Raw genomic sequence first — 25,081 nt, forward strand, 5'->3', positions numbered from 1 at the left:
TCTTTAATTTTAAATTATAGTGAAATATTTAAACCTGTAATAAATGATTTTGATCTTGGATAAGCACTAAAATCAACACCAGGTGTTAAGGCATTATTTAAGACACTCACTTCAGGATCATAACCAGAATATTTAGTAAATACATGTAGATTATAAAGCGTTAAATAAAATCTCATGTTAGCAATTTTGGTATTGCTTAGCCATTTTTTAGGGAAAGTGTATCCTAAACTTACATTATTGATTCGTAAGAATGAACCATCTTCAATAATATCACTATACAAACGCCCGGTAGGATTTCCGTTATACACAGGATTTGTTTTTCCTTCGTTTAGTGCAGCCAGTTCAACAGGATCAGTTACTCTTTGTCCGGCAGCATTAATTGTTGTCCATCTGTCAGCAAATCTTGCTAATGTGTTTTGGTTTTCCAGATCCAATCTGGAACTGTTCAATACGTTGGCATTATAAATATCGTTACCTACTGTAAAGTCCAGGAATACACTTAAATCTAATCCTTTATAACTAAAAGTGTTGTTTATACCACCAGTAAATTTTGGGTTAGCATTACCTATTATTGTTCTGTCTGAGTCGTTAATTACCCCATCTGGGACCCCATCGGGACCACTAATATCTTTAAATTTGATAAATCCAGGTTGTACTACTATATTATCACTAACAACATCTGGTTTTAAAGTATAAGTTCCATTTGTAGTATTATAATCAAAATCATTAACTTGATATAAGCCATCATTAATATATCCATACATTAGACCTACAGGTTTTCCAACTTGTAATATATAGTCGTTTGAAGAAGTATAACTATTGGTTATTAATGAAGTTTCGCCATTACTTAAGCTAAGCACTTTAGTTTTATTGAATGCAATATTAAAACTGGTGTTCCAGCTAAAATTAGTTTTTTTAATATTTACAGTATTTAAAGTAAATTCGAGACCCTGACTAGAAGTTGACCCAATGTTTTGAAATTGTCTTTGAAAACCGGAATTAGCCGGAATACGTGTATTAAAAAGTAAATCTTTAGAACGATTGTCATACCATTCTGTTGTAAGAGCAATTCTTTGATTAAAAAATCCTAAATCCAAACCAATATTAGTGGATTGAGTAGCTTCCCACTTCAAAGTAGGGTTTGGCAGGTTATTTTGGAAAGCAGAGATAACTACTTGATTGTTTAGAGGATATGATCCTGTGTTGAAAACACCTAATGCGGCATAATTTGCAATTCTATTATTTCCTGCCTGACCGTAACTTAAACGAAGTTTCAAATCAGAAAAGGCAGTTGCATTTTTCATGAAGCCTTCATTAATAACTCTCCATGCTGCAGATACTGCTGGAAAATAACCCCATCTGTTTTCTGTTCCAAATTTAGAAGAACCATCCGTTCTAATACTTGCTGATAATAAATATTTATTATTAAATGAATAATTAGCTCTGGCAAAAAAGGACATCATTTTATCTTCTTCAGCTGATGATGAAGGAATTCCCGGGATAGTTCCTAATTCTAATTTATTCCATCCGGAATTAACTTCAGGGAAAGCAGAAGCGCTAACAGAATTAGCTTCTGAATAATTATAGATGTATTCCTGACCGGCTGTAATATCAAACTTATGCTTTTTATTAAAAGTATTGTTGTAGGTAATGGTATTGTTATAATTAAAACGTGTTGCAAGGTTATCGGTAATTCCACCATTTGGACCACCGCTTCTGATAGCTTGTATTCCTAAATTTCCATTAAAATACTTTCTGGAAATGGCATTATCAGTAAAACTTACCAATCCTTTGTATATTAATTTAGGACTAAGATTGTATTGTAGCTGTACACTTGCATTAATTGCTCTTCTAACAGATTCTCTTTTTTGGTTTTCAATGGTAATTAACGGACTTTGAAAAACAGGAGAACTTGGATTATCAAGAGGATCCAGAGGCAGGTCAGTAAGATCATCGTCAGCACCTAATTGACCATTGGTAGGACGATATTTCAAGATATTTTGTAGCATACTCAATCGGGCATTTCCTCCTTCATTTGTCCCTAGTCCGGTTATTTTTTGTTTGGAATAGTTCACAATAGCATTTACTGAAAACTTTTTGCTTACATTATGGTTAACGACAAGTTTAGCAATATCTTTTCTGGAGCCACTACCAAGCATAATACCTTCGTCATCATTTACAGAATAAAAAAGATTGAATTTAGTATTGTCTTCACCACCACTAATACTTAATTTGTGATATTGGCTTACTACGGGTTTACCAAAAACTTCTTTTTGCCAATTTTTACCGGGGCGATTGCCATATAGAGATTCTAATTCATCAAAGTTTCCGTAATTATTTATAAAGCTGGGCATTTTTGTACCATCAAGTGCATTTTCATATTGCAATAGTACATACTGGTAAGGATCCATTACCGGAATATTAGAAGTAACCTGTTTTACACCTGCATAAGCATCATAATTAACTCTTACTTTTCCAGATTTTATTTGTTTGGTAGTAATTAAGATAACTCCGTTAGCTCCCTGAGCTCCATAAATAGAGGTTGCAGAAGCATCTTTTAATACGTCAACTGTTTCAATATCCATAGGATCTAAAAATCCTACTCCGTCTGTTTGAGGTACTCCATCAATAACATATAGAGGTTCGTTACTTTGAGTTATAGACATTCCTCCACGTATTTTTATAGAAGGTTCAGAACCAGGTGTTCCGTCAGTCATATTGACCTGCATACCAGCAATACGTCCTTGTAGTGCCTGAGCCACGTTTTGTACCGGTACTTTAGCTAATTCTTCTCCTTTAACAGATGAAATAGCGCCAGTAAGATCTTTTCTGGATTTAGTCCCATAACCAATTACTACTACTTCATTAAGACTGTTAGCTTCATCTGATAATTTGGCGTTTATGGTGGTTCGGCCATTTAGCTTTTCTTCGATAGTTTTTGTACCTATAAACGAGAATACTAATGTTGCATTAGGTTTTACTTTAATTTGATAGAAACCATCTATGGAAGTTATCGTACTGTTTTGAGTTCCTTTCTCTAAAACTGTAGCACCCGGCATTGGTAAATTTTGGTTATCACTTACCATACCATTTACAGTTATGTTATCTTGAGAGTAGAGAAGACCGCAGGTTGTAAGCAACAAAAATAAAAATATAGTCCTTTTCATAATTTTATTATTAAAACGGAAAAGGGTTAGACCTTTTTCCTAATTGGTAATGATTTAGTTAAAATGATAGTTTTGACATCTGTTTTTTTTTCTTTTCTCGAGTTAAATTTTAAAAAAGATATCATATTATTTTTTGTAGAATATTATAAATACTCTGAAATTAATTTCTTCATAAAGAGTGGTTTTAGGTTTTGTTTAGTTATAATGGTTTTTTATAAAATAGATTGATTATTTATTCCTTGATTTTTATTTCAATCCTGTTAATTAACATTTGTAAAGTTAGAAATCATGTATAAAGTATGGTTTTGAAAATGTCTAAAATACTATTGAATTTGTTGAATACTGTTTTTTATTTCTTAAATATCAATCAAAAAATCAGTAAATACAGAGTTTTATTGAATCTAATAAATTTGGGGTAGGATTTTAGAAATGATTTATTTGAGATAAACTTTAAAAAAATAATAATCATGGTTTTTGGTATTATATTTTTGTTTTTAAATTGGTTTTTTTACCATCAACGATTAAAGTCAAATTGATTTCTCCTTTTTCAAAATCATTCCCTTTATTTTCTTTTATTCCAATTACAGGAACTTTAGTGCCATCATACGGATAAATAATACTTATAAAATCTTCTGTTTTTTCATTGTCTTTTTGTTTTTCAAAGACAAAAGCAGGTCTTTTCAATTCTTTTTGGTAGGTATAAGATACTTTCCCTTCTTCTTCGTTAAGTGATACTTTATCGGTGTTGAGTGATTGTATCAAAAGGTTGTTACCATCAGCATAAGTGGTATAAATTCTGTTTTTATATTTATCAAAAACAGGATTGCTGTCTTCTTTTAATTGAAAGTGAATGCCTAAATTTCCCGTGGCTTTTCCAATGGCTCTGTCGATAATTAGAAAATATTTTTTATCAATGAAAAGAACACTACGTTGATGATTTAAGTCTGTGTAACTTGGATTAGTATAGATTAAAATATCTAAATTTTCACCAGTTTCCCATTTATTTTGTAGGGCATTAGTGATCGACATATTTTGATTATTCAGGGTAAGGGTGGAGTGGACCTTTGTCTGGCGGTACCAATTTCTCATTTTAGTGATTAATGAATCTCCACTGTACACATATGCACCTGCATCAGGAGTGAAATTTCTTCCTTTAACCCAAAGTTCAAATGTACCGTTATCTGGCTGCGCATGAAATTTTCCAGGAGGACTGGCTTTTAGAACCATTACTGTCGATTGGTCATTCCATCCGTTTCTGAAAGTATAAAACCCAGAAGGAATTAGAGCGCTTGATAAATAATTTGGCAATTGACCTTCTTTGCCTTCGGTGGCGAAGTATTTGATAAGTTGGTTGTTTGGAAATACTTTTGACCAGTTTTGAAAACGCTTGATTCGTTCGTCTTTTTTTACGAGCCATGCATCGCCAAACATTGGGTTGTTATAATCAGGAAATGAAATTTTTGCCGTTGCTTCTACCATTTTTTCAATGGTTTTGATGTAGCTTGCAGGAAATTCATTTGTTAAATCAGACATTTTTGCAGCATCATATCCTCTCAGAAAAATATCTATAGTAGCAACCTGATAAGCTGGAGATAGTTCCCATTGAATACCATCAGGATACACCTGTTTAACGATTTCGTCATTAAGTACTTTTATTCCGCTTTTACGCCAAGATTCGGCATTTTTAAGTTCCGGAAAAAAGCTTCCTGCACTTAAAACTCGTTGTGCTTCAAATAATAAATGGTTTCCTTCTTCACTATAATTTGCAGGAATATAATCGGCTTGTTTTTTGTAAAGATTTAAAAACTCCAATAGAAAAGCAGCTGTAAAGTTTGGTGAGTTTATAAATAAATTAAAAGTACCGGGTAAACTCTGTATTCTTTCAGAAACCTCCAGCGGTCGCCAGGCATATTGGTCATTTTCTTTGGATAGACCTAAAGCATTTTTTTTTGCCCAATCTCTAAATTGAAAAATCCATTCTTTGGCATATTTTTCATCACCACTGCTGCGGTAAGCCATTCCCATAGGTTGCCACCATGTAATGCGGTGTAATTGCCAGCGCACTTCATTGTCTTTTACTGGCCAAAACTCCCAGTTAATGTCTTTACCATAATCATAATAACCATATCCTTTCTGAGGTTGAAATTTATGTTCTAAAGCATTATCAGCTTTTAGCTGATTAGCTTTGCCAATGTCTTTTCCTCTAAATCGATTTTCATCACCGATATTAAACTCCGGATGTTTTACATTTTTACGGTTTCTAAAATAGCTCAACAGTTCTTTGGCTGCATCTTCATACTTAGCTTCATTAAAAAGCGTTTTTACTTTTTTAAGAGCAGGGTAATTCAGATTTATATTATCAAAACTTTCTTTGGTAATTTTCGTTTCCTGAGCCTGTGCAAGTACAGCAGAAATTAAAATAAAGAAAAGGGATATAAAGTTTTTAATTTTCATTGTTTTATTTATTAAGTATTAATTGCAATTCTTTTTGAAATTTCAAGAATTTATAAATTTGTTTTGTGAAATTACAGAAAATCTAATTTACTGTTTTAATAATTTAACTGTTTGCTTATTCATTCCCTGAGTTATTTCTGCAAGGTAGATTCCTGGATAAAACTCGTTTCCTAAGGTTATTATCTGACCGGATTTTGCGTTTAAAGATTTTATTTTTCTTCCTGTGATATCAAATATATTAATAGAAACAGTTTCGGTTGAAACAGCTGTTATACATAATTGAAATTCGGATTTTGTTGGATTAGGAGAAAATGCTACTTTAAAATTGTTTACTTGTTGTTCTGTACTTACAATAATATCCTTGTTGGTCGATAGTATCTTACCAACACAACTTCCTAAGTAACAGCCATGAGCTAAATGAGCAGAAACTCCATTTGCAGAAATACAAAGGCTCTTATCATGATTAGAGTTACTGTGACAAATTTTTACTTTTCCGTCTGAACAAAGAATATCAATTACCGTTATTTGTTTGATTACCGTAAAGGAACAACCTAGTGCATCAGTAATAGTTAGTGTATAATCATGTGTACCAGCAGTTGATGGACTTACTGTTGTAGTAGCAGAAGTATCACCATTGCTCCAAGAAAAATTGTAAGGTGCTGTTCCGTTTACAGGAGTTGCAGTCAGTGTCAATGAAGAAGGACCATAACCTAAATAAATAGTGTTAGCTGTACCTCCTGGATTAACGGCATAAACATCGGCAATAGTTCCGGTTATTTCACTATTAATTGTAACATTTGTTGTTGTCGTATTAGTATTTCCAGCATTGTCGGTTACTGTCCATATTATTGTTGAGATCCCCACATTGAAAGTTCCGCTTGCATCAAGATCATTTCCATTTCTTACCGTAGCACCAGTTATTTGATAAGTAATTGTATTTATATTGCAATTATCAGTTGCAGTTGCGGTAGGTATATTGTAATTACCATTTGTATTATAACATAAAGAAACTGATTCAATAGCATTTATAATCGAAGCTTCTGCATCCGTAACAGTAACGTTGAAACTGTTAGTTACAGTGCTGCATAAATCAGTTGCAGTCCAACTAACGGTAGTAATTCCGGTATTAAAAACTACATTTTCTATCGAGTGATTTCCAGAGCCTACCGTAGCACCACTTAGCGTATAACTAATTGAGCTGTTTCCACAATTTCCTGTAACATCAATATCAAATTCATTTCCATGGGCAGTATAAGTGCAAACGCCGGGATTTGTTGTTTTAGTAACGTTTGATGTACTTTTAAAAGTTAGAGATGCTTTTACTAATGTAGTTTCTAATGTTGCTCCATCAGAAGTACTAAAAAAAACTTTTGTGACATTACCGTCAATAGTTGATGTGATATTAGATGTTGGTGATTCCAAAAACCATTTACCATCAAGCGTCAGTGTTACAATATCTATTGGTGAAGTTCTGTGAAAAACAGTTGGATCATTAGTAATTTGATTGTAGGTGTAGTTTTCATTGGAAGAAAGTAAGTTAAGTGGATTAGTAAGGCTAATTTTTAATTTATTTCCTGATTCAGTTTTTTTTGTCATCACAACTGCAGGTTTGTCTACGCTTTTAACTACATCAGCGTTGAATGTTTTTGTAGCGTTAAAAATGGCATAGGCATAAATAGAATCAGGGACATATTTAGCCACATGAGCTAAACTATCTTGTTCTATTATATTGAAATAATTAGAAAAATTTGTAGCAAGTTCTTGCGTTCCCATTGATCCACCTTGCAACACAATAGCATAACGGTAGGCAGCTGAATCCGGTGATGCACCATGGTCAATATAAGCAGTAGTAAAATTACCAGTGCCTGATACTAAACCTCTATTATTCATAGAGGTTTGTACTGCTCTTTGGATAGTTATAATGTTATTATTTGTTGAACTGGTGTCTACTACAACGTATCCATTGCCAACTGCATCAGTTGCCCAGGCAGAACCTCCTGTTTGTGTAAAGTTATAGGATGTTCCGGTTATTGTATTTCCATTTACATACGTTGGAGTGGAAGAACTCGCTAAAGCAGTTTGAAATAAAGTGGTATGGATAGGATTATTTCCGTTTACGTCTTTGATATTCGAACCAAGACAGAGTATTTTATCTCCAAAAAAGAAATTAGTTTTTACTGCTGACATGTCAGTTGTTGCATTTGCATCTCTGTAATCCATAGAAAACACACCATTATTACCCAAAGAAGCATGCGCAAGGAATTGTTTACCGTTATACAATCTCATTTTGGCAGGAAGTGAAGCTAATGGAAGATAGGCCACTGTAGTACCTGCTAAATGTGACCAATCCCAACCGGTTTCAGTAAGACCATTTGCCTGTCTATTTATGGGGTTACCGAGTGCTAATATTTCCATAGTTCCTGCAGAAAAGTAACGACCATAAATGTTTTCACTACTTCCATTTTCAAAATGCCAAATATGTTTGCTGGTACCTTTTATACTCACTTGCCAACCATTATACTTGTGTATGTTTAATCCGGCATATGGAAACGTGAAGTGTCCTTGTTGAAGTTTTACAGCTGGTGTAAGATTAGTGTTAAGAACCTGAGCCATATCCTGGATACCACCCAGAGTATTTACCATATTAATACTAACGGTATTCGCTCTTTGCAAAGGAATGTTTGCAGAAGGCAAAAGATCCCACAGGCGAATGAATTCCTGACCAGCATCAGCATTAGCAATCGGGTCAGCTTGGTATAAATAGGCTAAGGCTGGTCTAAGGTCATTAAAAACATCAGTATTAGCAGGAAACCTTCCGGCCAGTGCAGTGGGCATTTCAAAGTCATTACAAAATTTGCGGTAAGCCATTACTGCATTTTTAATGTTATTTTGAGCTGTAGAATTGAGCTCAAATTCCGTGTTTTTAAGTATTAGGTTGAGGATGGATGCCTGATGAAGAGCATCTACTCCATACGAATTCGAATAAGCTCCCTGATGATGAAAGGTGATAAAATCGGGTTTTATGAATTCAGCCCATCCATTACTTATCTGCATTGCATTATTAATAAAGCGTTTTAAGAAATCCATATTAGCAGCTCTGTTGCTACTCGTTTGGTCCTGAGCAAGTACATAACATAATCGCTGTTGGACGGATGCTCGTACTACATCGGCATTATAGCCAGGATACGTAAAATTAAAATAAGGATATTCAGGAGAGATAAAAAAGGTAAGTCCGTTTAATGCTCCCAAATGATTAGCAAATTCTCCTGTATTTACGAGCTCTTCTTTCATTAGAAAAAGAGAAGTAGCATAAGCGGAAGAACGCAATGCAATACCATTAGCACTAGTGGCTACCATTTCGCTGGAAGAATGCTCTTCGTATGCAAAATTTGCATTTGGAGTTACACCTTTTGCCTTCAGGTAGTTAAAGATAGTAAGTATGGTTTCTTTAAGTGCCGGGTGATGGTAATTAGGATTTGGGCTAGCAACAGGTCCTTTTATTTGGTATAAAAAAACCAATCGAATAAGCTTTTGTTCCACTAATGCAGCATAATCACTTTGGTCAGCACTGTTTGTGAAATCCCAAACAGAGCCAGGATTGATAAAATCATATGAAGATAAATCCATTGCAGCAAGTCCGGAGGAAAGGAAACGGTTATAACGTTCCATAACCTGACTTTTTGAATAATCTGCATTTTCGCCAGTAAGCCAGTTGCGGTATTTGGTACTAAGACTATTGATTGCCGCAGGATTGGTATTCCCTTCTTCTAAAAAGTTGCTGTAAATAATGTCATCCACGTAAAGGGTAGGCGTAGATGAACCAGCTCCAACATTCAGTAAATTCATCCCGTTAATAATTGTTCCTTGGGGTAGTGTACCAGAGCCCGGGTCTGCATTGATTAAAAGTTTATTACCGTCCAACCATATATCAAAAGTACCTGCAGGCAGATGATAAAGTCCGCCATTGTTAGTATAAGAGATATTGGTACTGCTATTGTTCATAAAAAACTTCAGCTTGTAAACCTGGTTTTTATTAATTGTAGTCTTTGCAAGACCAGTGGTTGTATATGTAACACCACCTGAATTGATTAGCCAGTCAAGATTCACACCAGTAGAGGCAGGTGTAAATCTAAGAGCAGCAAATGTTTGACCAACATTGATTCCGCCACCACTTGTGAAATTACCACCATTCCCAAAATACAATAAGAATCTACCATTAGTTCCTGAGCTAATATTAATTTTACATTCAAAAGAGGCTAAGGTTGTGCCTGAAAAAGGAGCAAGACCAAATTTTGCACCTGATGTTGTGGCACCTCCAGTCATTTTAAGTTCGGCTCCACTACCGCCAGCTAGACCAGTTGTTGTTAGTTCAATTTTTCCTTCTGTAGAAGAAGAAGCTCTTACACCAGCATTGCCACCTTCTGTCGTTGGAGCGGGTAAATAACTGGTGTTGTATGTGGTGGATGTATAGGGAGCTGCTGTAGTAGTGCCGAAGTCATACATCCAGGTAGAATTTTGTGCTTTTACTTCTAATAAAGCAAATACACAGAGTAAAGCAAGTAAACTTTTTTTCATGATTTTTTGGTTTTAGGGTTTTTAATAAGGAGTAATTATTAGAATTGTTTTTTATGTTTATTCTTCGCAATTAACCCGTTATTATCCTGAACACATTTCAAGGGTGTTTTTCTTTAAATGCTGTTTAATCATTTATAAAAAATCAGGATATTACCTTTTTTGGTTGAGTTATTAGGTTGATATTTTTTTAATTCATTAAATTCAAATTATAATTAAAAATTGAGATCTTGTTTTACAGTAGTGATTTTTCCATTGATGTTCAAAATGATATCTATTTTACCATTTGCAATATCATTAACTTTGTTTTCTGAAATTTTTATGACAGGAGGCAGGCTGCCATTGTAAGGATATACTATCGAAATAAATCCTTGTATTTTGCTGTCGTTTTTAGCTTTTTCGAAAACAAATGAAGGGCGGACTGTTTCTTTTTGATATTGATAAGAAACAAAACTCGATTCTGCTTTGACACTCACTTTGTCTTTATTTAGTACTTGTATCAAAAGATTATTTCCATCGGAATAGTTGGTGTTAATGCTGTTGTTATTAGCATTGGCTGTAGCCTTACTATCTTCTTTTAAATTGTAATGAATGCCCAAATTGCCTTTGGCAGTACCAATCGCTCTGTCAATAATTATAAAAAAGGTTTTATCGATGAATAAAAATGTACGTTGGTGACTTAAATCGTCGTAGCTAGGATTGGTATAGCTAAGGATGTCCAAATTAGATCCAGTTTGCCATTTTTGCAATTGTGCGTTGTTTACAATGTTTTTATTGTCCAGAGTTAAGGTTTGGTGTGCTTTGGTAGAGCGGTACCAGTCTCTTTTTGAGTTTTCTTGATTACCTACATTCGCATATACAAAACTTCCTGAATCGGGTGTAAAATCACGGCCTTTTACCCAAAGCACAAAATTGCCATTATCTGGATGAGCGTGAAACTCAGCAGGAGGTCCGGCTTTAATTTGCATTACAGTTGATTTTGTATCCCAACCGTTTCTAAAAGCGTAAAAACCGGCATTAGGGAGACATCCCGAAAGATAATCCGGTTGTTTACCTGACGCACCATCTGTAGCAAAATATTCGATTACTTTATTTTCAGGAAAAACCTTAGCCCACAGTTGATAGTTTTTTAGCATCAAATCTTTATTGGTCAAAAATGCATTGCCATGCAAGGGAAAAGTATAATCAGGAAATGAATAATTGCTTACAGCCAATACCATTTTCTCAACTAAGCTGCGGTAACTTTCGGGAAACTCTTTTTCAGCATCGTTTAATTGGGCGATTTGCAAGGCATCCAGAAAAATTTTAATAGTTCCAATGTGGTATGATGGAGACAATTCAAATTGTACACCATCTGGTAATAATTGTTTTTTAATTTCCTCGTTTAAAATTTCGATTCCACTTTTACGCCAAGCTGTAGCTTCTTTCATTTTTGGAAATGAACTACCGGCGTACATCATGTGAAGTGCTTCATACAACCTATGGTTCCCAATATCAGTGTAATTGTTCATTACATAATTGGCCTGTTCGTTGTAAGAGCTCAAAAACTCCATCAAAAATGCAGGAGTGAAATGAGGTGAATTAAGAAACATATTAAAATAAGCCGACCAATGATTTAGTCTAAAAGAAACCACAAAAGCTTTCCATGCATAATCTTTGTCATCAGGGTAAGCTCCATTTTTGTTTTTCTTAATCCAATCACGCACCTGGCACACCCATTCTTTAGCATATTTTTCATCGGCAGTACTTTGATAAACAATGCCTAAAGGCTCCCAAAAAGCAGTTCGGTGTAAAAAAGTAGTCAACAATTGGTCTTTTACAGGACGATATTGCCAGTTGATATTTTTCCCATAATCGTATGTAGGATAACCTTTGTGTGGTTTAAATTTGTGTAACAAAATATTATTAGCCAGTGCTAAAGTATTCTTATTTACTTTTTTACTAGCCAGTTTTTCTTTATTATCGATATTAAAATCCAAATGTCTCACATTGCTACGATTACGATAAAATCGTAATAATTCAGCTGCTGCTTCATTGTATTTTGCAGAGTCAACCAAGTTTTTTACTTTTTCCAATCCCATTTGGTTTAAATTGATAAAATCGAAACTTGATTTATTGATTTTAGACTCTTGAGCCAAAATGCTTTGAGTAATAAATAGAATAATAGCAAAAAACAATATGTTTTTTTTAATATTCATATCTTATTATTGATTAGCAAGTTTTTTAAAAGAATCAATCTTTTTGATTGCAGCATATCTATTTAATGCTTCTAAATAGTAATAGTCAGCATAATCTAAAGGGGTATCAATCTCCGAATTGTAAAGAAAAGCTCCTACGCTGTGTTTTAACAGAAAATAACTGTTCTCACCCGGCTTAGCCAAATAAGTATCTGATGATAATGATTTTAATATTTCTTCAGCATAATCAGCATACTTTTGTCCGTCTTTTACCTGAGTGCTCAAGTCCAATAAAGCAGAAGCGATAACCGCAGCAGCCGAAGCGTCTCTTGGTGCACGCTCCTCAGTATCCATAGCATTGTGTACATCAAAATCCCAAACAGGTACTTTATCTTTTGGCATTCGCGGATGATTCATGATAAAGCTGGCAATATTTTCGGCTTGTTTTAAAAACTTTGGATTTTTAGTGTTTTTGTAGCATAATGTATATCCATACAATCCCCATCCTTGCCCACGTGCCCAAGCCGATTCGTCAGTAAGTCCTTGATGTGTTGCTTTACGCAATACTTTTCCAGTTGCAGGATCATAATCAACTACATGGTAGGAGCTATAATCTTTTCTAAAATGATTTTTCATTGTAGTCAATGCGTGTGTATTGGCTGCATTGGCATAATCAGGATGATTAAATTCCTGAGCTGCCCAATACAGGTACTCCAGATTCATCATGTTGTCAATAATAACAGGATAATGCCACCACGAGAAATCCCAGGATTTTATTACACCAACTTTTGGATTAAATCTATTGGCTAAATTTTGAGCTCCATCACGTAATGCAGGAAGATAGATTTTATCATTTGTAATTCTGTATCCGTTTCCGTAAGAGCAATACAACATAAAACCCAAGTCATGTGTGTTTTTAATGTTTCGGATGGAATCCAGTGCAAGTGTGAATTTTTTAGCTTCCTGAGCTAATTTTTTGTCACCAGTAAGTTCGTAACCGTACCACAGACTTCCCGGGAAAAATCCAGTAGTCCAATCGGTCAGACCAGCCAGTCTCACTGTTCCGTCAGGATTTATCGAACGCGGATTTTTACCAGGTATGTATGTTCGTGTGGCTTGGTTTAATTGGTAATTAATTACTTCAGTCGCTTTTTTAAACCATTTAAATGATTCATTATTTTGATTGGGTTGGGCAAACGAGCTAAAAGTAATGGCCGAGATAGCTAAAAATAAGCTAAAGGTTTTTTTTGTAATCTTCATCTTTTACATTTATAGTTTGTTTATTTTCTATGTTTTGATAAAGCGAAGTTATATATGAGTTAGAAAACGCTATTTCAAATTCTACCATAAAACTTTTGAAATTGGTTAACTAGGAGTAAAAGATGGTTGATTTTAGCTTAGTTGCATAATTTTAATGGTTAATTCAAGTTGCTAGTTAGAAATAATAAAAAGTAAGCATCAAAAGTGAGAAATTTGGTTTACCACAACTAAAGACTCACAGGTATGATGCTTACAAAAGACAAAATTATTTCAATTTTTTGTTTAATCGATGATATTTTACAAGGAATTGATCACAAAGAAGATCTTAGAAGACGAGTAAGTAACAGTGAAACAATAGTAATAGCTATAGTTTCCTCAACGAGTTTCTATGGCAATCATTCTTCTGCAATTCAATTTATGAAGCAATACGGATATATTCCTAATATGCTTGATAAAAGTAGGTTCAATAGACGGCTTCATAAAATAGGGAACCTTCTTTATGAATTATTTGAAATAGTAAGTTCTTATTTTAAAGACTTTTGCTGCGAAATGCAATACATAATTGATTCTTTTCCGATAGCGGTATGAAATAATATGAGGATTTTAAATTGTAAAATTCTTAAAGATAAAAAATGGAGAGGTTACACGGCAAGTATGCGGAATTATTTTTATGGTGTCAAAGTACAATTGGTAACAACAAAATTAGGTATTCCAATAGCATTTCACTTTACACCAGGAAAAACAGCTGAAGCAAAAGCATTAGGAAAGATGATTGATAAATTACCAGCAGAAGCATCAATATATGGCGATAGTGCTTATTTAGATTATAGCTTAGAAGATAAAGCTTTCGAGAGAAAAGGAATTTTATTGAAAATTCAAAGAAAATCGAATTCCAAAAGGATAGATACTTTGGAGCAAAAAACGGAAAAATTAAAAATGAGAAAAAGAGTAGAAACAAAATTAGTGACATTAAAAAACTTTTCCCAAGAACAATACACGCTGTGAGATTGGAAGGGTTTCTTATTTTTAACATTACATAGTTATGATTGACAAAGACGACTTATTAAACAACAAGGATTTCTATAAATCCTTCAAGAATGCAGAAGATTTAACTTCATTCTTCCAAACAATGCACAAACGGGCAGTAGAACATATGCTCGATGCGGAACTTGATGTTCATCTAGACAATGAAAAGCACGATAAAACTACTAAAGGTAATTATCGCAACGGACACGGAACTAAAAAAATAAAGACCTCTTTTGGCAGTCAGGAAATCAAAGTTCCACGTGACAGAGATTCTTCCTTTAACCCAATGCTTGTTCCTAAAAGAGAGAATATAGCTCAAGGTATTGAAAATATAATCATCTCACTTTATGCTAAAGGGATGACGGTAAGTGATATTGAAGAACAAATCAAAGAAGTTTATGACTTTGATATATCTTCTTCAACCATATCTTGCATTATCAACACGATTGCAACAGAGGTAGTTACTTGGCAAAATAGACCCTTATAGGAGCTTTATTTAATTGTTTGGATGGACGGAATTGTTTTCAAAGTCAGAGAAGGTTCCAAAGTCATCAACAAAACCATCTATTTAGCGGTAGGACTTAACCGAGAAGGTAAAAAAGAAGTTTTAGGAATGTGGTTAGGCAAAAACGAAAGTAGTAGCTTCTGGATGAGTGTTTTAACCGATTTAAAGGCTAGAGGTGTTGAAGATATACTCATTACAGCCACCGACAATTTGAAAGGTTTCACACAAACAATACGAAGTGTTTTTCCTGACCCGAGAGCTTGCTCGAACAGGCGAAGCAATCATAAACACAAATATGCGTAGTTCACCAAATTAGAAATGCTTGCAAATACGTTGTTTGGAAAGACCGAAAACAATTTACGGCCGATATGAAGCATATTTACAATGCTCCAAATAAACAAGCTGCAGAGCTGGCTTTAAATAATTTTACCCACAAATGGGAAGACAAATATTCTTACGCTATCAAATCCTGTCGTGATAACTGGGATTAATTAACCGTATTTTTTGAATTTCCAATTGAAATCAGAAAGATAATTTACACTACAAATCTAATCGAAAATTTCAATGGAAAAATTAGAAAATACACCAAAAATAAATTGTCATTCCCAACGGATGATGCGGTATTAAAATCAGTATTTTTGGCTTTAAGAGAGGCAACAAAAAAATGGACCATGCCTATTCAAAATTGGGGAATTGTTTTAAACCAATTTACCCTTATATTTGAAAAAAGGCTCCGATTATAAAAATCGAAGCCTTGACTTTTCAACTTACACACTTTTTGGGACAGTGTCGGATAATTTTTCAATTATCCCGTTGAGTGGAGTCGCCGGGAATCGAACCCGGGTCCAAACAAGCAACTAAAGAGCTTTCTACACGCTTATTTCCTGATTGAATTTTCGATAGTTTGCCAGGCCAGAAACAGCCACAAACTACTTAGCTTCTTAATTTTCGAAAACCACCCGAAGCTTATGGAAATCTAGGTCTATTTTTACGGTTCCCCTGTACTGACCGCCATAAACCAAGGCTTTCAAGGAGAATCCAGCTTCCCTACCTTGTAGGGACGTGGCGTAATCGTACTATAATTCGGATTATGCAGCTAAAGCGTAGTTATTTTCGCCGTGTAAAAGTTCGAGATCTTATATTTACGAGCAAGATCTCAATGCTCGACGTGCTTACTGTTCAATTCGACTTGCTGTCAAAACCAGTCGACCCCAGTGTCTTTTGGACTCAAAAAGAAAAAATTTGAGTGCGCGAATATACAATTTTTATACTAATATCACTATTCATCAGGTTTGTTAATACAAAAATTATTCCTCTTTTTCGTCGTTCCCTAATTTGAATGGATAATCACCAAATAAAGGAGCTAGTTTTCTAACCTGATAAGTTTTTGTAGTGAACTTATTTGAGAGCGCAATGATAGTTACATGTTCTTTTAATAATGTTATATAAGAAGAAGTATTACCATGCCACCATCCGTTATGAAAATAGAAATTTTGTCCGGTTTCCCAATTAATCATTCTAATCCCAAGTCCGTAATTTTTTTCGCCTTTATATTCCTGACTAAAAGGAGTATAAACCAATTTTAATAGTTCAGGACTTAAAAAATCAGGTGAATTTCTGGCAAGGTCAAATTTTAATAAATCTCTTGGTGTTGAATAAATATTTTTATCTCCATAAACAGCATCCAGATAATCTTTACCTATTTCTATTTTATTACCTTTATAGGAAGTCACAGCGGTATCTTTATCTTTTTCATAATCAAAAACATAGGTATGATTCATTCCCAATGGTTTAAAAATCATGCGTTGCATGGCATTTTTATAACTAAGACCGGTTTTCTTTTCTATAATAAGTGCCAATATGGCATAATTAGTATTGCAATAACTAAATCTGCTGTCGGTTCTGGACTCTAATCCAATTTTTTTGGTTGCCATTAAATCAAGAATATCCTGATTAGTCAAAATTTTATGTCTGTCCCAGATCCCATCATTTTTATCGGTAAAATAAGCATAGTTGCGCATTCCGCTACGATGATTTAAAAGTGTTTTAATGGTTACTTCCGGAAAAGGAAAAGTAGGCAGGATAGTATTTACTTTCTGATCCAGACTAATTTTTTTAGCATCTATTAATTTTAAAATTGCTGAAGCAGTTAAAATTTTACTCACAGATGCTAAATGAAGCGGGGTAGTAGCTGTGATAGGTCTTTCATCACGAAAATCAGCCATACCATCATATTTTTCAAAAATAATCTGTCCATTTTGAGCCACAAGAAAACTGCCGTTCATACTGTTGTTACGCCAGTTTTTATTGTAAAAATGTTCTATTGCATTTTTTTTAGAATTGGTATATTGTGCCGTTAACTTAGGGAGTTTTTTTGCAGGAGGCTCCATGTGAGGCATGGTGTCTTTTGGCTTTTCATCAGAAAGCACAGCTTCTTTGTTCTTTTGTTTACAAGAATTCAAAATTAAAAGAAGAAGCAGTATTTGTAGTATATTTGTCTTTTTTACAGAAATCATTATTTTATAGGGTATAGGGGCAAATATATAGAATCAAATGCTTTTGTTCTTTGTTTTTTTTAATGTTAACAGAATTTTTTGAAACTTTTTAAATGTCCTTTTTTCTATGTTTTTGGGATTCAGCTTCTAATGTTTTTTTGTTGTTTTTTTGTAAAATAAATCTCCTGCGTAATTAGGAAGTAAAATAATGTCTTGAAATTAAAGGTATAACAGTATATGAAATTTGGAATAATAAAAGAAAGTAAAAATCCTCCTGACAGAAGAGTAGTATTTTCTCCCGATGAATTAGTAAAGATCAAATCACTTTACCCCGAAATTACAATTGTAGTTCAAAGTTCGCCTGTAAGGGTATTTAGTGACTTAGAATATCAAAATGCAGGAATTGAGGTGGTGTCTGATATTAAAGATTGTGATGTGCTATTGGGAGTAAAAGAAGTTCCTGTAGAAAATTTGATTCCCAACAAATCGTATTTCTTTTTTTCGCATACTATCAAAAAACAGGTTCATAACAGAGGATTATTACGAGCCTTATTAGAAAAAAATATTGATTTCTATGACCATGAAACACTTGTAGATGCAAAAAATAATCGCCTTATTGGTTTTGGTCGCTATGCAGGAATGGTAGGTGCTTACAATAGTATTCGCGCTTTTGGGCTAAAATTTGAATTATATAAATTGCCTAAAGTGGAAACTCTTTCCGGGAAAGAAGATTTAATCCGTCATTTAAAAAGAATAGTTTTACCGCCAATAAAATTTGTTGTTACCGGAACGGGAAAAGTAGGAGGAGGAGTAAAAGAGATTTTGGATGCTATAAAAGTAAAACCGGTTACGGTGGATAATTATTTAACTAAGAATTATACGCAGCCTGTTTATGTTCAAATTGATGCTTTAGATTACAATAAAAGAAAAGACGGAACTGTATTAGAAATTGCCGATTTTTTTCAAAATCCGCAGGAGTATGAAAGTAATTTTGATCGTTTTACAAAAGTTTCGGATATTGTGATTACAGGACATTTTTATGCAAATGAAGCGCCAAAGATTCTGACACAGCAAATGCTGCAGTCCAAAGATTGTAAAATAAAAGTAGTTGCGGATATTTCCTGTGATTTAAACGGACCAATAGCCTGTACATTGCGTTCTTCTACTATTGAAGAACCTTTTTATGGTTATTTACCCATAGAAAATAAGGAAGTTGATCTGTTTCATCCTGCAGCAATAGTGGTTATGGCAGTGGATAATCTGCCTTGTGCCTTACCTAAAGATGCCAGCGAAGGTTTTGGCGAAATGTTTCTGGAAAAAGTGATGCCTGCTTTTTTTGACGATGACAAAGATGGTGTTTTAGCTCGCGCAAAAGTAACTGAAAACGGTAAATTAACTCCTAGATTTAGTTATTTACAGGACTTTGTTAGTAATGGTGAATTGTAAATTGTTAATTATAAATGAAAAGAGCTTTCTATATTTTTATAGAAAGCTCTTTTTTATGATAAAAACCTTAGGTGATTTACTTAACAACTAATAATTAATAATTCACCATTAACTCAAACCATCTCTTCCGGTTTTACCCAGTTATCAAAATCTTCAGCGGTTACATACCCTAAACGAATAGCTTCTTCTTTGAGAGTCGTTCCGTTTTTATGCGCGGTTTGTGCGATTTCGGCGGCTTTGTAGTAACCAATTTTAGTATTTAATGCGGTAACTAACATCAGTGAATTATCGACCAACTCTTTAATACGTTTGTAATTAGGTTCGATTCCCTGAGCACAATGTTCATCAAAAGAACTGCAGGCATCTCCTAATAATCGAGCCGATTCCAGAAAGTTAGCGGCCATCATCGGTTTGAAAACATTCAGTTCATATTGTCCCTGCATACCGCCTACACTTATGGCTATATCATTTCCCATCACCTGAGCACAAACCATTGTTAAAGCTTCGCATTGCGTAGGATTTACTTTTCCCGGCATTATGGAAGAACCGGGTTCGTTTTCCGGAATCAGGATTTCGCCAATTCCAGAGCGTGGTCCGGAAGCCAGCATTCGGATATCATTAGCAATTTTGTTTAGAGAAACCGCCAGTTGTTTCAGTGCGCCATGTGATTCTACAATAGCGTCATGAGCGGCTAAGGCTTCAAATTTATTTTCGGCTGTTACAAATGGCAGTTCTGTAAACTGAGCAATATAATGGGCTACTTTCACATCATAACCTTCGGGTGTGTTTAATCCTGTTCCTACAGCTGTTCCGCCTAAAGCAATTTCGGATAAATGTGCTAAGGTGTTTTTGAGTGCTTTTAATCCATGGTTTAATTGTGCTGCATAACCGGAAAGTTCTTGTCCTAAAGTGAGTGGAGTGGCGTCCATTAAGTGCGTGCGACCAATTTTTACAACGTTTTTGAATTCTTTTGCTTTAGCGTCTAATGTATTTCGTAATTTTTCAACTCCCGGAATGGTGTGATCAACAATTGATTTGTAAGCAGCAATATGCATGGCGGTAGGGAAGGTGTCATTAGAAGATTGTGATTTATTCACATCGTCATTGGCTTTGATGAATGGTTCTCCTTCGCCAATTTCAAATCCTTTCAGTACTTGTGATCTGTTAGCAATCACTTCATTTACGTTCATATTGCTTTGTGTTCCGGAACCGGTTTGCCAAATAACCAACGGAAATTGATCGTCTAATTTTCTTTCTAAAATTTCATCGCATACTGTGGCAATGGCATCTCTTTTTTCGGTGCTCAAAACCCCTAAATCACAATTAGTGTAAGCGGCGGCTTTTTTTAAATATGCGAAACCCATTATGATTTCCTTTGGCATCGAAGCCGGAGCGCCTATTTTAAAGTTATTTCGGGAACGTTCTGTTTGTGCTCCCCAGTATTTATTGGCTGGGACTTGTACTTCGCCCAGTGTATCTTTTTCAATTCTGAATTTCATAATATTATTTATTTTTAATTTTTTAAAAAAAATTGCTTTTTGAAACGGAGTATCCTAGCCCTGATGGAAACGGCATCCTTTTATGTCTTTCTTTAAGACATAAAAGATACAGTGGACAGCAGGAAACAGCTCCCGGAAATCAAAATGAAGCTTAAATGTACGGATAAATGTATTTTTATGAAAATTGAGTGTGGTTTTTATTGCTAAGAAAAAAATTAACTGTTACATTTGTGGCTACATTCAAAATTCCGGAAAACATGTTTGAATTTTCACAGTATTTAGGCTTTTTACTTTTCTTAACCATCCTTACAATGGGATTCTGGTTAATGTTCTTTCTAGTTAGTTTCGTATCCTATTGGGTAGGAGGTGCTACATGGGAAAGATTCAAAGAAAAGAGAGCAAAAAAACAACAGTCACTATAAGTATTGATTGTTTAATAAAAAAGGATTCGTGAAAGCGAATCCTTTTTTTATGCAAAGCTGTTTAAAAAAAAAGACTCGTTTTTGGCGAGTCTTTTTTAGTTGTATTATCCTGGGAATTCTCCGCCTCCGGCATCATCACCATTATTATTTTTAGGCATATTTTTATCTTTGTCTGTTTTCTTCATATTCAGACGATATGTAAACGACAGGTTAATTTGTCTTTTTCTCCATTGAAATTCACTGTATGACATCACACTTTCCAGATTAGTTTGTGATTTCATTCTTCTCGAATTAAAAACATCACTGATATTGAAAGCAATAGTAGCGTTGTCTTTTAAAATGTCTTTGCTAAAAGCAGTATTCACCACATAATTTCCTAAACTTTTTCCCTGAGCGGTATTTCTTGGACCAAAATACATTCCGGATAATTGCCAGTCAATTTTGAACGGAAGTGTCAAACGAGAGTTTACTCTTGAAAACCAGGAGAAAGTTTCATTGTTTAAGTTTTGCGTTATTTCTTCATTATTTATGTTTGTATAAGTATAATTTCCGGTTGTTTTTGTATTAGCAAGATTGAAACTACTGTTGATTTTCCAAACCTTAAACGGACTGTAATTTAAAGTAAATTCGAAACCGAATTGCTGTTCCTTAGCTAAATTGATTGGACTGCTTAAAATTACCGGATTGTCTCCTACGTAATCTCCTGTTTCAGTACGGACAAAAGAGAATACATCTTTAGTATTTTCAAAATACATAGAAGTACTAAAAGTTACTTTTTCCCATTTTTTTAGATAACCCAAGTCAAATTTATCAGTAAATGATGGATCTAAATCAGGATTTCCTCTAAACAGATTGATATTACTGGAATAGTTAGTCGCAGGATTTAGGAAACGTCCTCTGGGTCTGGACAAACGTTTACTATAGCTTAAGGAAACACTACTTTCATCGGATATTTCATAGTTTACAAAGGCACTAGGGAAAAAATTGTTGTATTTCTTAGTATTGAAATTATTTGTGTCTAATAAATTAACATCGATTTGAGTGTCTTCCCAACGTAAACCAAATAAGTAAGAGAATTTGTTAACTTTAAAACCATATTGTGTATATAAAGCATTGATGCGTTCATTGTATTCTAAGGTGTTCGAAAGAAAACCTTCTATAGGGCTTCCTGTATCATCAGTATTCACGCTGTAATTACTATCCAGGTTGTTAAAGTTTCCTTTGTAACCTGCTTCAAACTGACTGCCTTCACCAATCGGTAATACGTAATCAGCCTGTATCTGATATTGTTTCTGTTTTTGATTGTTTAAAGTTTCATCAAAAGTAGCGGGATTTCCGCTATCAATGGTTTCGTCAGTAATTATTGAACTTTCATTATCTCTGTCAGTTGAATATGAAAAGTCTATCGTTAATTTATGACCTTCATCGTTGAAGTTTTTCAGAAAATTAGAAGCATATTCTAAATCTTTTCCATTGTCATCTCCTTCGCTTAAACGGTAGCGTGTTGATACAAAGTTATTATTTGCATCAAAGGAATTGTAGTTTACTAAATCATTATTTGAACCTCTGCTGTCTCGATAACTGATTGCATTAGTCCAGTAAGTATTAGGAGCCACAGTCCATTCTACTCCTGTTCTTGTAGAAATTCCTTTTCGGATACGTTCTGTATTTTTGTCTTCATAATTGTATCCAATGATTTCCTTAGTTTCTCTGTTTAAATTAGTCGAATTAGTAAAACCTGTTCCTTCACTTGTTCTGTAATCATAACCTGTAGAAGTAAAGAAATTTAATTTTTCGGTTTTATAATTCAAATTAGCACTTGCCCCATAAGTTTCAGGGTTTCCAATTGAAGCAATAAAACTTCCGTTGAAACCAAGGTTTTTTCCTTTTTTCAAAACAATATTTAGAATTCCCGCACCACCTTCTGCATCATAACGTGCCGATGGATTAGTGATAACTTCAACTTTATCAATAGCGTCAGCCGGAATTTGGCGTAAAGCCTCAGCCATATTTAAAGAGTTAGAAGGACGACCGTCAATAAAAATACGCACGTTTTCGTTTCCACGTAAACTTACGTTTCCTTCTACATCAACAGTTACCGAAGGTACGTTTTCAAGTACATCGCTTACTGTTCCTCCTTTTACAATCATATCCTGACCTACATTGTAGACTTTTTTGTCCAGCTTAATTTCAACCGTTGATTTTTCAGCCCGAATAACTACTTCGTCTAATTGTGCAGCATCTTCAACAAGGGCGATTGTTCCTAAATCGGTATTTTTTTGAAGATCTTTTTGGTTGAATTCAATGGCTTTAAAAGAAATGAATTCTATTTTTATATTGTAAATTCCGGGAGTTACTTCGATAGAAAAATTACCTTTTGAGTTGGTAATTCCGCCAGTAATTGCTTTTGGATTTTTTGAATCTGTAATTGTTACTGTGGCGTATTCAAGAGGTTGTTTGCTTACTTTTTCAATTACGGTCCCTGAAATTTTTACTTTTTCTTTTGCAGGTTCCGTCACAGGATCTCCTGTTGAAGCAAAGCTGCTTAGGCAGGTAAAAAAGAAAGTGAGACTTAAAATGAATCTTAATGGTTGTCGCATTTTTATTTTTTTTAATGTTTTTTGGTAGGAGTCTAAAAAAGCAAGATGGTTTAAACTCTATATATTAAAATAATGTTAAAGTAAGGAGCTGTCTTTAAAAAAAGCTTCGATTTTATCAGTCTCGCGGGCTATAATTGCTTTATTTCCTCTGATAATAATCGGTCTTTCAATTAAAATAGGGTAATCAATCATTGCCTGAATAATTGCTTCATCAGTCATTTTGATGTTTTTAAAATTTTCAATCCAGACTTTTTCTTTTTGGCGTACTAACTCAACAGGCTTTAAATGGAGTTTTTTAAGTAAATCTTTAATTTGTTCTGCATCAGGTGTTTCTTCCAGATATTTGATGATTTTACACTCCTGATTTGTATTTTCTAAAAATGCCAGACAGTTTCTTGATTTTCCGCAACGCGGATTATGATAAACTTCAATCATTTGAATAGTTTGTTAAGATTTAAAATAAAAGAGGTATTTTCGAGGTACAAAAATAGCCTTTGAAAGTTTAATAGTATTACTTTAATTCATAAAATAAATGTTTATAGAGCAGGGAATTCATTCGGAAAATAGATTTTGGAAATATTTATTGGGTTCGTTACTCATTATATTTGCTTCTTTTGTGGGGCAGATTCCTTTATTACTGGCTGTAATTGCAAAGATTTTTATCAGTGGGGAAAGCTATCCGGCAACGAATGCGGAAATAATGCATTTTTTTGAACCCAATCTCACTTTCTTTTTAATTCTGATTTCATTTGTATTTGCTTTTACAGCAATCTGGTTAGTTGTTAAATTTTTGCATAAGCAAACGTTACTGTCAGTGACTACTTCCAGAAAAAAAGTAGACTGGAACAGAGTCTTCTTTTCTTTTGGGATCTGGGCTGTTTTTTCAGTTGTGTCCACATTTATTTTTTATTTGTTCAATCCCACTTTGTATGTGCTGAATTTTAAACCCATTCCGTTTGCAGTTTTATTGCTGATTGCTGTTGCGCTGGTTCCTGTTCAGACCAGTACAGAGGAATATATTTTCAGAGGCTATTTAATGCAGGGATTTGGTAATCTGGCTAAGAATAAATGGTTTCCTTTAGTGATGACATCATTGATATTTGGTGGTATGCATCTTTTTAATCCTGAAGTTTCAAAAATAGGCAATATCATTTTTGTCTATTATATAGGAACCGGATTGTTTTTAGGAGTTATTACTTTAATGGATGAGGGCATGGAATTAGCCCTGGGGTTTCATGCGGCAAATAATCTCATTGGAGCTTTATTAGTCACCTCTGACTGGTCAGCTTTTCAGACCGATTCCATTTTTAAAGATTTATCAGAACCTCAGACCGGCTATGATATTATTTTGCCGGTTGTAGTGGTTTATCCAGTGCTTTTATTTATATTTAGTAGAAAATACCGCTGGTATAACTGGAAAGAAAAACTCACAGGAAGCATCAATGTAAACCAATAATC

General features: G+C 34.2%; 11 protein-coding genes, 1 other RNA gene and 2 pseudogenes. 4 read left to right on the top strand and 10 right to left on the bottom strand.

The genetic code is table 11. The features are described 5' to 3' along the window. Positions 1–14 precede the first annotated feature (14 nt). The 5 genes from ABS764_RS00590 to ABS764_RS00610 all read right to left on the bottom strand — a co-directional run bounded on the left by ABS764_RS00590 (position 15) and on the right by ABS764_RS00610 (position 13,630). Entirely contained in the window at positions 15–3,167 is a 3,153-nt protein-coding gene (locus ABS764_RS00590; protein WP_408078897.1) for a SusC/RagA family TonB-linked outer membrane protein, read from the bottom strand. A 480-nt stretch (positions 3,168–3,647) separates the two neighbouring features. After that, entirely contained in the window at positions 3,648–5,621 is a 1,974-nt protein-coding gene (gene hepC / locus ABS764_RS00595; RefSeq protein ID WP_408078899.1) for a heparin-sulfate lyase HepC, read from the bottom strand. 87 nt (positions 5,622–5,708) lie between these two features. Then, positions 5,709–10,196 (bottom strand): chondroitinase family polysaccharide lyase, encoded by a 4,488-nt coding sequence (locus tag ABS764_RS00600; protein ID WP_408078901.1) that lies wholly within the window; start codon positions 10,194–10,196, stop codon positions 5,709–5,711. 212 nt (positions 10,197–10,408) lie between these two features. Next, a complete protein-coding gene (gene hepC, locus ABS764_RS00605; protein WP_408078903.1) occupies positions 10,409–12,391 on the bottom strand; it encodes a heparin-sulfate lyase HepC in 1,983 nt (660 codons plus the stop codon). Between the two features lie 6 nt (positions 12,392–12,397). After that, positions 12,398–13,630, bottom strand: coding sequence for a glycoside hydrolase family 88 protein (locus tag ABS764_RS00610; protein WP_408078905.1), 1,233 nt, complete (start codon positions 13,628–13,630; stop codon positions 12,398–12,400). Between the two features lie 246 nt (positions 13,631–13,876). Between ABS764_RS00610 and ABS764_RS16270 the strand changes: the two are divergent. Continuing rightward, positions 13,877–14,670, top strand: a pseudogene (locus ABS764_RS16270) (IS982 family transposase). A gap of 2 nt (positions 14,671–14,672) precedes the next feature. Next, positions 14,673–15,904 (top strand): annotated as a pseudogene (locus tag ABS764_RS00625) (IS256 family transposase). Between the two features lie 72 nt (positions 15,905–15,976). Here the strand turns inward: ABS764_RS00625 and ssrA are convergent. Next, positions 15,977–16,374, bottom strand: a transfer-messenger RNA (tmRNA) gene (gene ssrA / locus ABS764_RS00630). Between the two features lie 94 nt (positions 16,375–16,468). Beyond that, on the bottom strand, positions 16,469–17,677 hold the full coding sequence (locus tag ABS764_RS00635; RefSeq protein ID WP_408078912.1) for a serine hydrolase domain-containing protein: 1,209 nt from the start codon (positions 17,675–17,677) through the stop codon (positions 16,469–16,471). A gap of 216 nt (positions 17,678–17,893) precedes the next feature. On the opposite strand from ABS764_RS00635, the gene ABS764_RS00640 reads away from it, so the two are divergent. Continuing rightward, positions 17,894–19,102: an NAD(P)-dependent oxidoreductase gene (locus ABS764_RS00640; RefSeq protein ID WP_408078914.1), complete on the top strand. Its 1,209-nt coding sequence runs from the start codon at positions 17,894–17,896 to the stop codon at positions 19,100–19,102. A 113-nt stretch (positions 19,103–19,215) separates the two neighbouring features. Here the strand turns inward: ABS764_RS00640 and fumC are convergent, their stop codons facing one another. The 3 genes from fumC to arsC all read right to left on the bottom strand — a co-directional run bounded on the left by fumC (position 19,216) and on the right by arsC (position 24,058). Next, complete coding sequence (fumC, locus tag ABS764_RS00645; RefSeq protein WP_408078916.1) at positions 19,216–20,601, bottom strand: class II fumarate hydratase; 1,386 nt, start codon at positions 20,599–20,601, stop codon at positions 19,216–19,218. Positions 20,602–21,127: 526 nt separating this feature from the next. Beyond that, positions 21,128–23,623 (bottom strand): TonB-dependent receptor domain-containing protein, encoded by a 2,496-nt coding sequence (locus ABS764_RS00650; protein WP_408078918.1) that lies wholly within the window; start codon positions 23,621–23,623, stop codon positions 21,128–21,130. 75 nt (positions 23,624–23,698) lie between these two features. Then, positions 23,699–24,058: an arsenate reductase (glutaredoxin) gene (gene arsC / locus ABS764_RS00655; protein ID WP_408078920.1), complete on the bottom strand. Its 360-nt coding sequence runs from the start codon at positions 24,056–24,058 to the stop codon at positions 23,699–23,701. Between the two features lie 97 nt (positions 24,059–24,155). Here arsC and ABS764_RS00660 point away from each other — a divergent pair, with 97 nt between their 5' ends. Beyond that, positions 24,156–25,079: a CPBP family intramembrane glutamic endopeptidase gene (locus tag ABS764_RS00660; RefSeq protein ID WP_408078922.1), complete on the top strand. Its 924-nt coding sequence runs from the start codon at positions 24,156–24,158 to the stop codon at positions 25,077–25,079. Positions 25,080–25,081: the final 2 nt, after the last annotated feature.

Source organism: Flavobacterium plantiphilum (assembly GCF_046000495.1).
In the GTDB taxonomy this organism is placed as follows: Bacteria; Bacteroidota; Bacteroidia; order Flavobacteriales; family Flavobacteriaceae; genus Flavobacterium; species Flavobacterium plantiphilum.

Excerpts from the sequence above, each read along its gene's own strand:
- ABS764_RS00600 (WP_408078901.1), bottom strand. The coding sequence starts at position 10,196 with ATGAAAAAAAGTTTACTTGCTTTACTCTGTGTATTTGCTTTATTAGAA.
- hepC (WP_408078899.1), bottom strand. The coding sequence starts at position 5,621 with ATGAAAATTAAAAACTTTATATCCCTTTTCTTTATTTTAATTTCTGCT.
- ABS764_RS00650 (WP_408078918.1), bottom strand. The coding sequence starts at position 23,623 with ATGCGACAACCATTAAGATTCATTTTAAGTCTCACTTTCTTTTTTACC.
- hepC (WP_408078903.1), bottom strand. The coding sequence starts at position 12,391 with ATGAATATTAAAAAAAACATATTGTTTTTTGCTATTATTCTATTTATT.
- ABS764_RS00610 (WP_408078905.1), bottom strand. The coding sequence starts at position 13,630 with ATGAAGATTACAAAAAAAACCTTTAGCTTATTTTTAGCTATCTCGGCC.
- arsC (WP_408078920.1), bottom strand. The coding sequence starts at position 24,058 with ATGATTGAAGTTTATCATAATCCGCGTTGCGGAAAATCAAGAAACTGT.
- ABS764_RS00635 (WP_408078912.1), bottom strand. The coding sequence starts at position 17,677 with ATGATTTCTGTAAAAAAGACAAATATACTACAAATACTGCTTCTTCTT.
- ABS764_RS00660 (WP_408078922.1), top strand. The coding sequence starts at position 24,156 with ATGTTTATAGAGCAGGGAATTCATTCGGAAAATAGATTTTGGAAATAT.
- ABS764_RS00640 (WP_408078914.1), top strand. The coding sequence starts at position 17,894 with ATGAAATTTGGAATAATAAAAGAAAGTAAAAATCCTCCTGACAGAAGA.
- fumC (WP_408078916.1), bottom strand. The coding sequence starts at position 20,601 with ATGAAATTCAGAATTGAAAAAGATACACTGGGCGAAGTACAAGTCCCA.
- ABS764_RS00590 (WP_408078897.1), bottom strand. The coding sequence starts at position 3,167 with ATGAAAAGGACTATATTTTTATTTTTGTTGCTTACAACCTGCGGTCTT.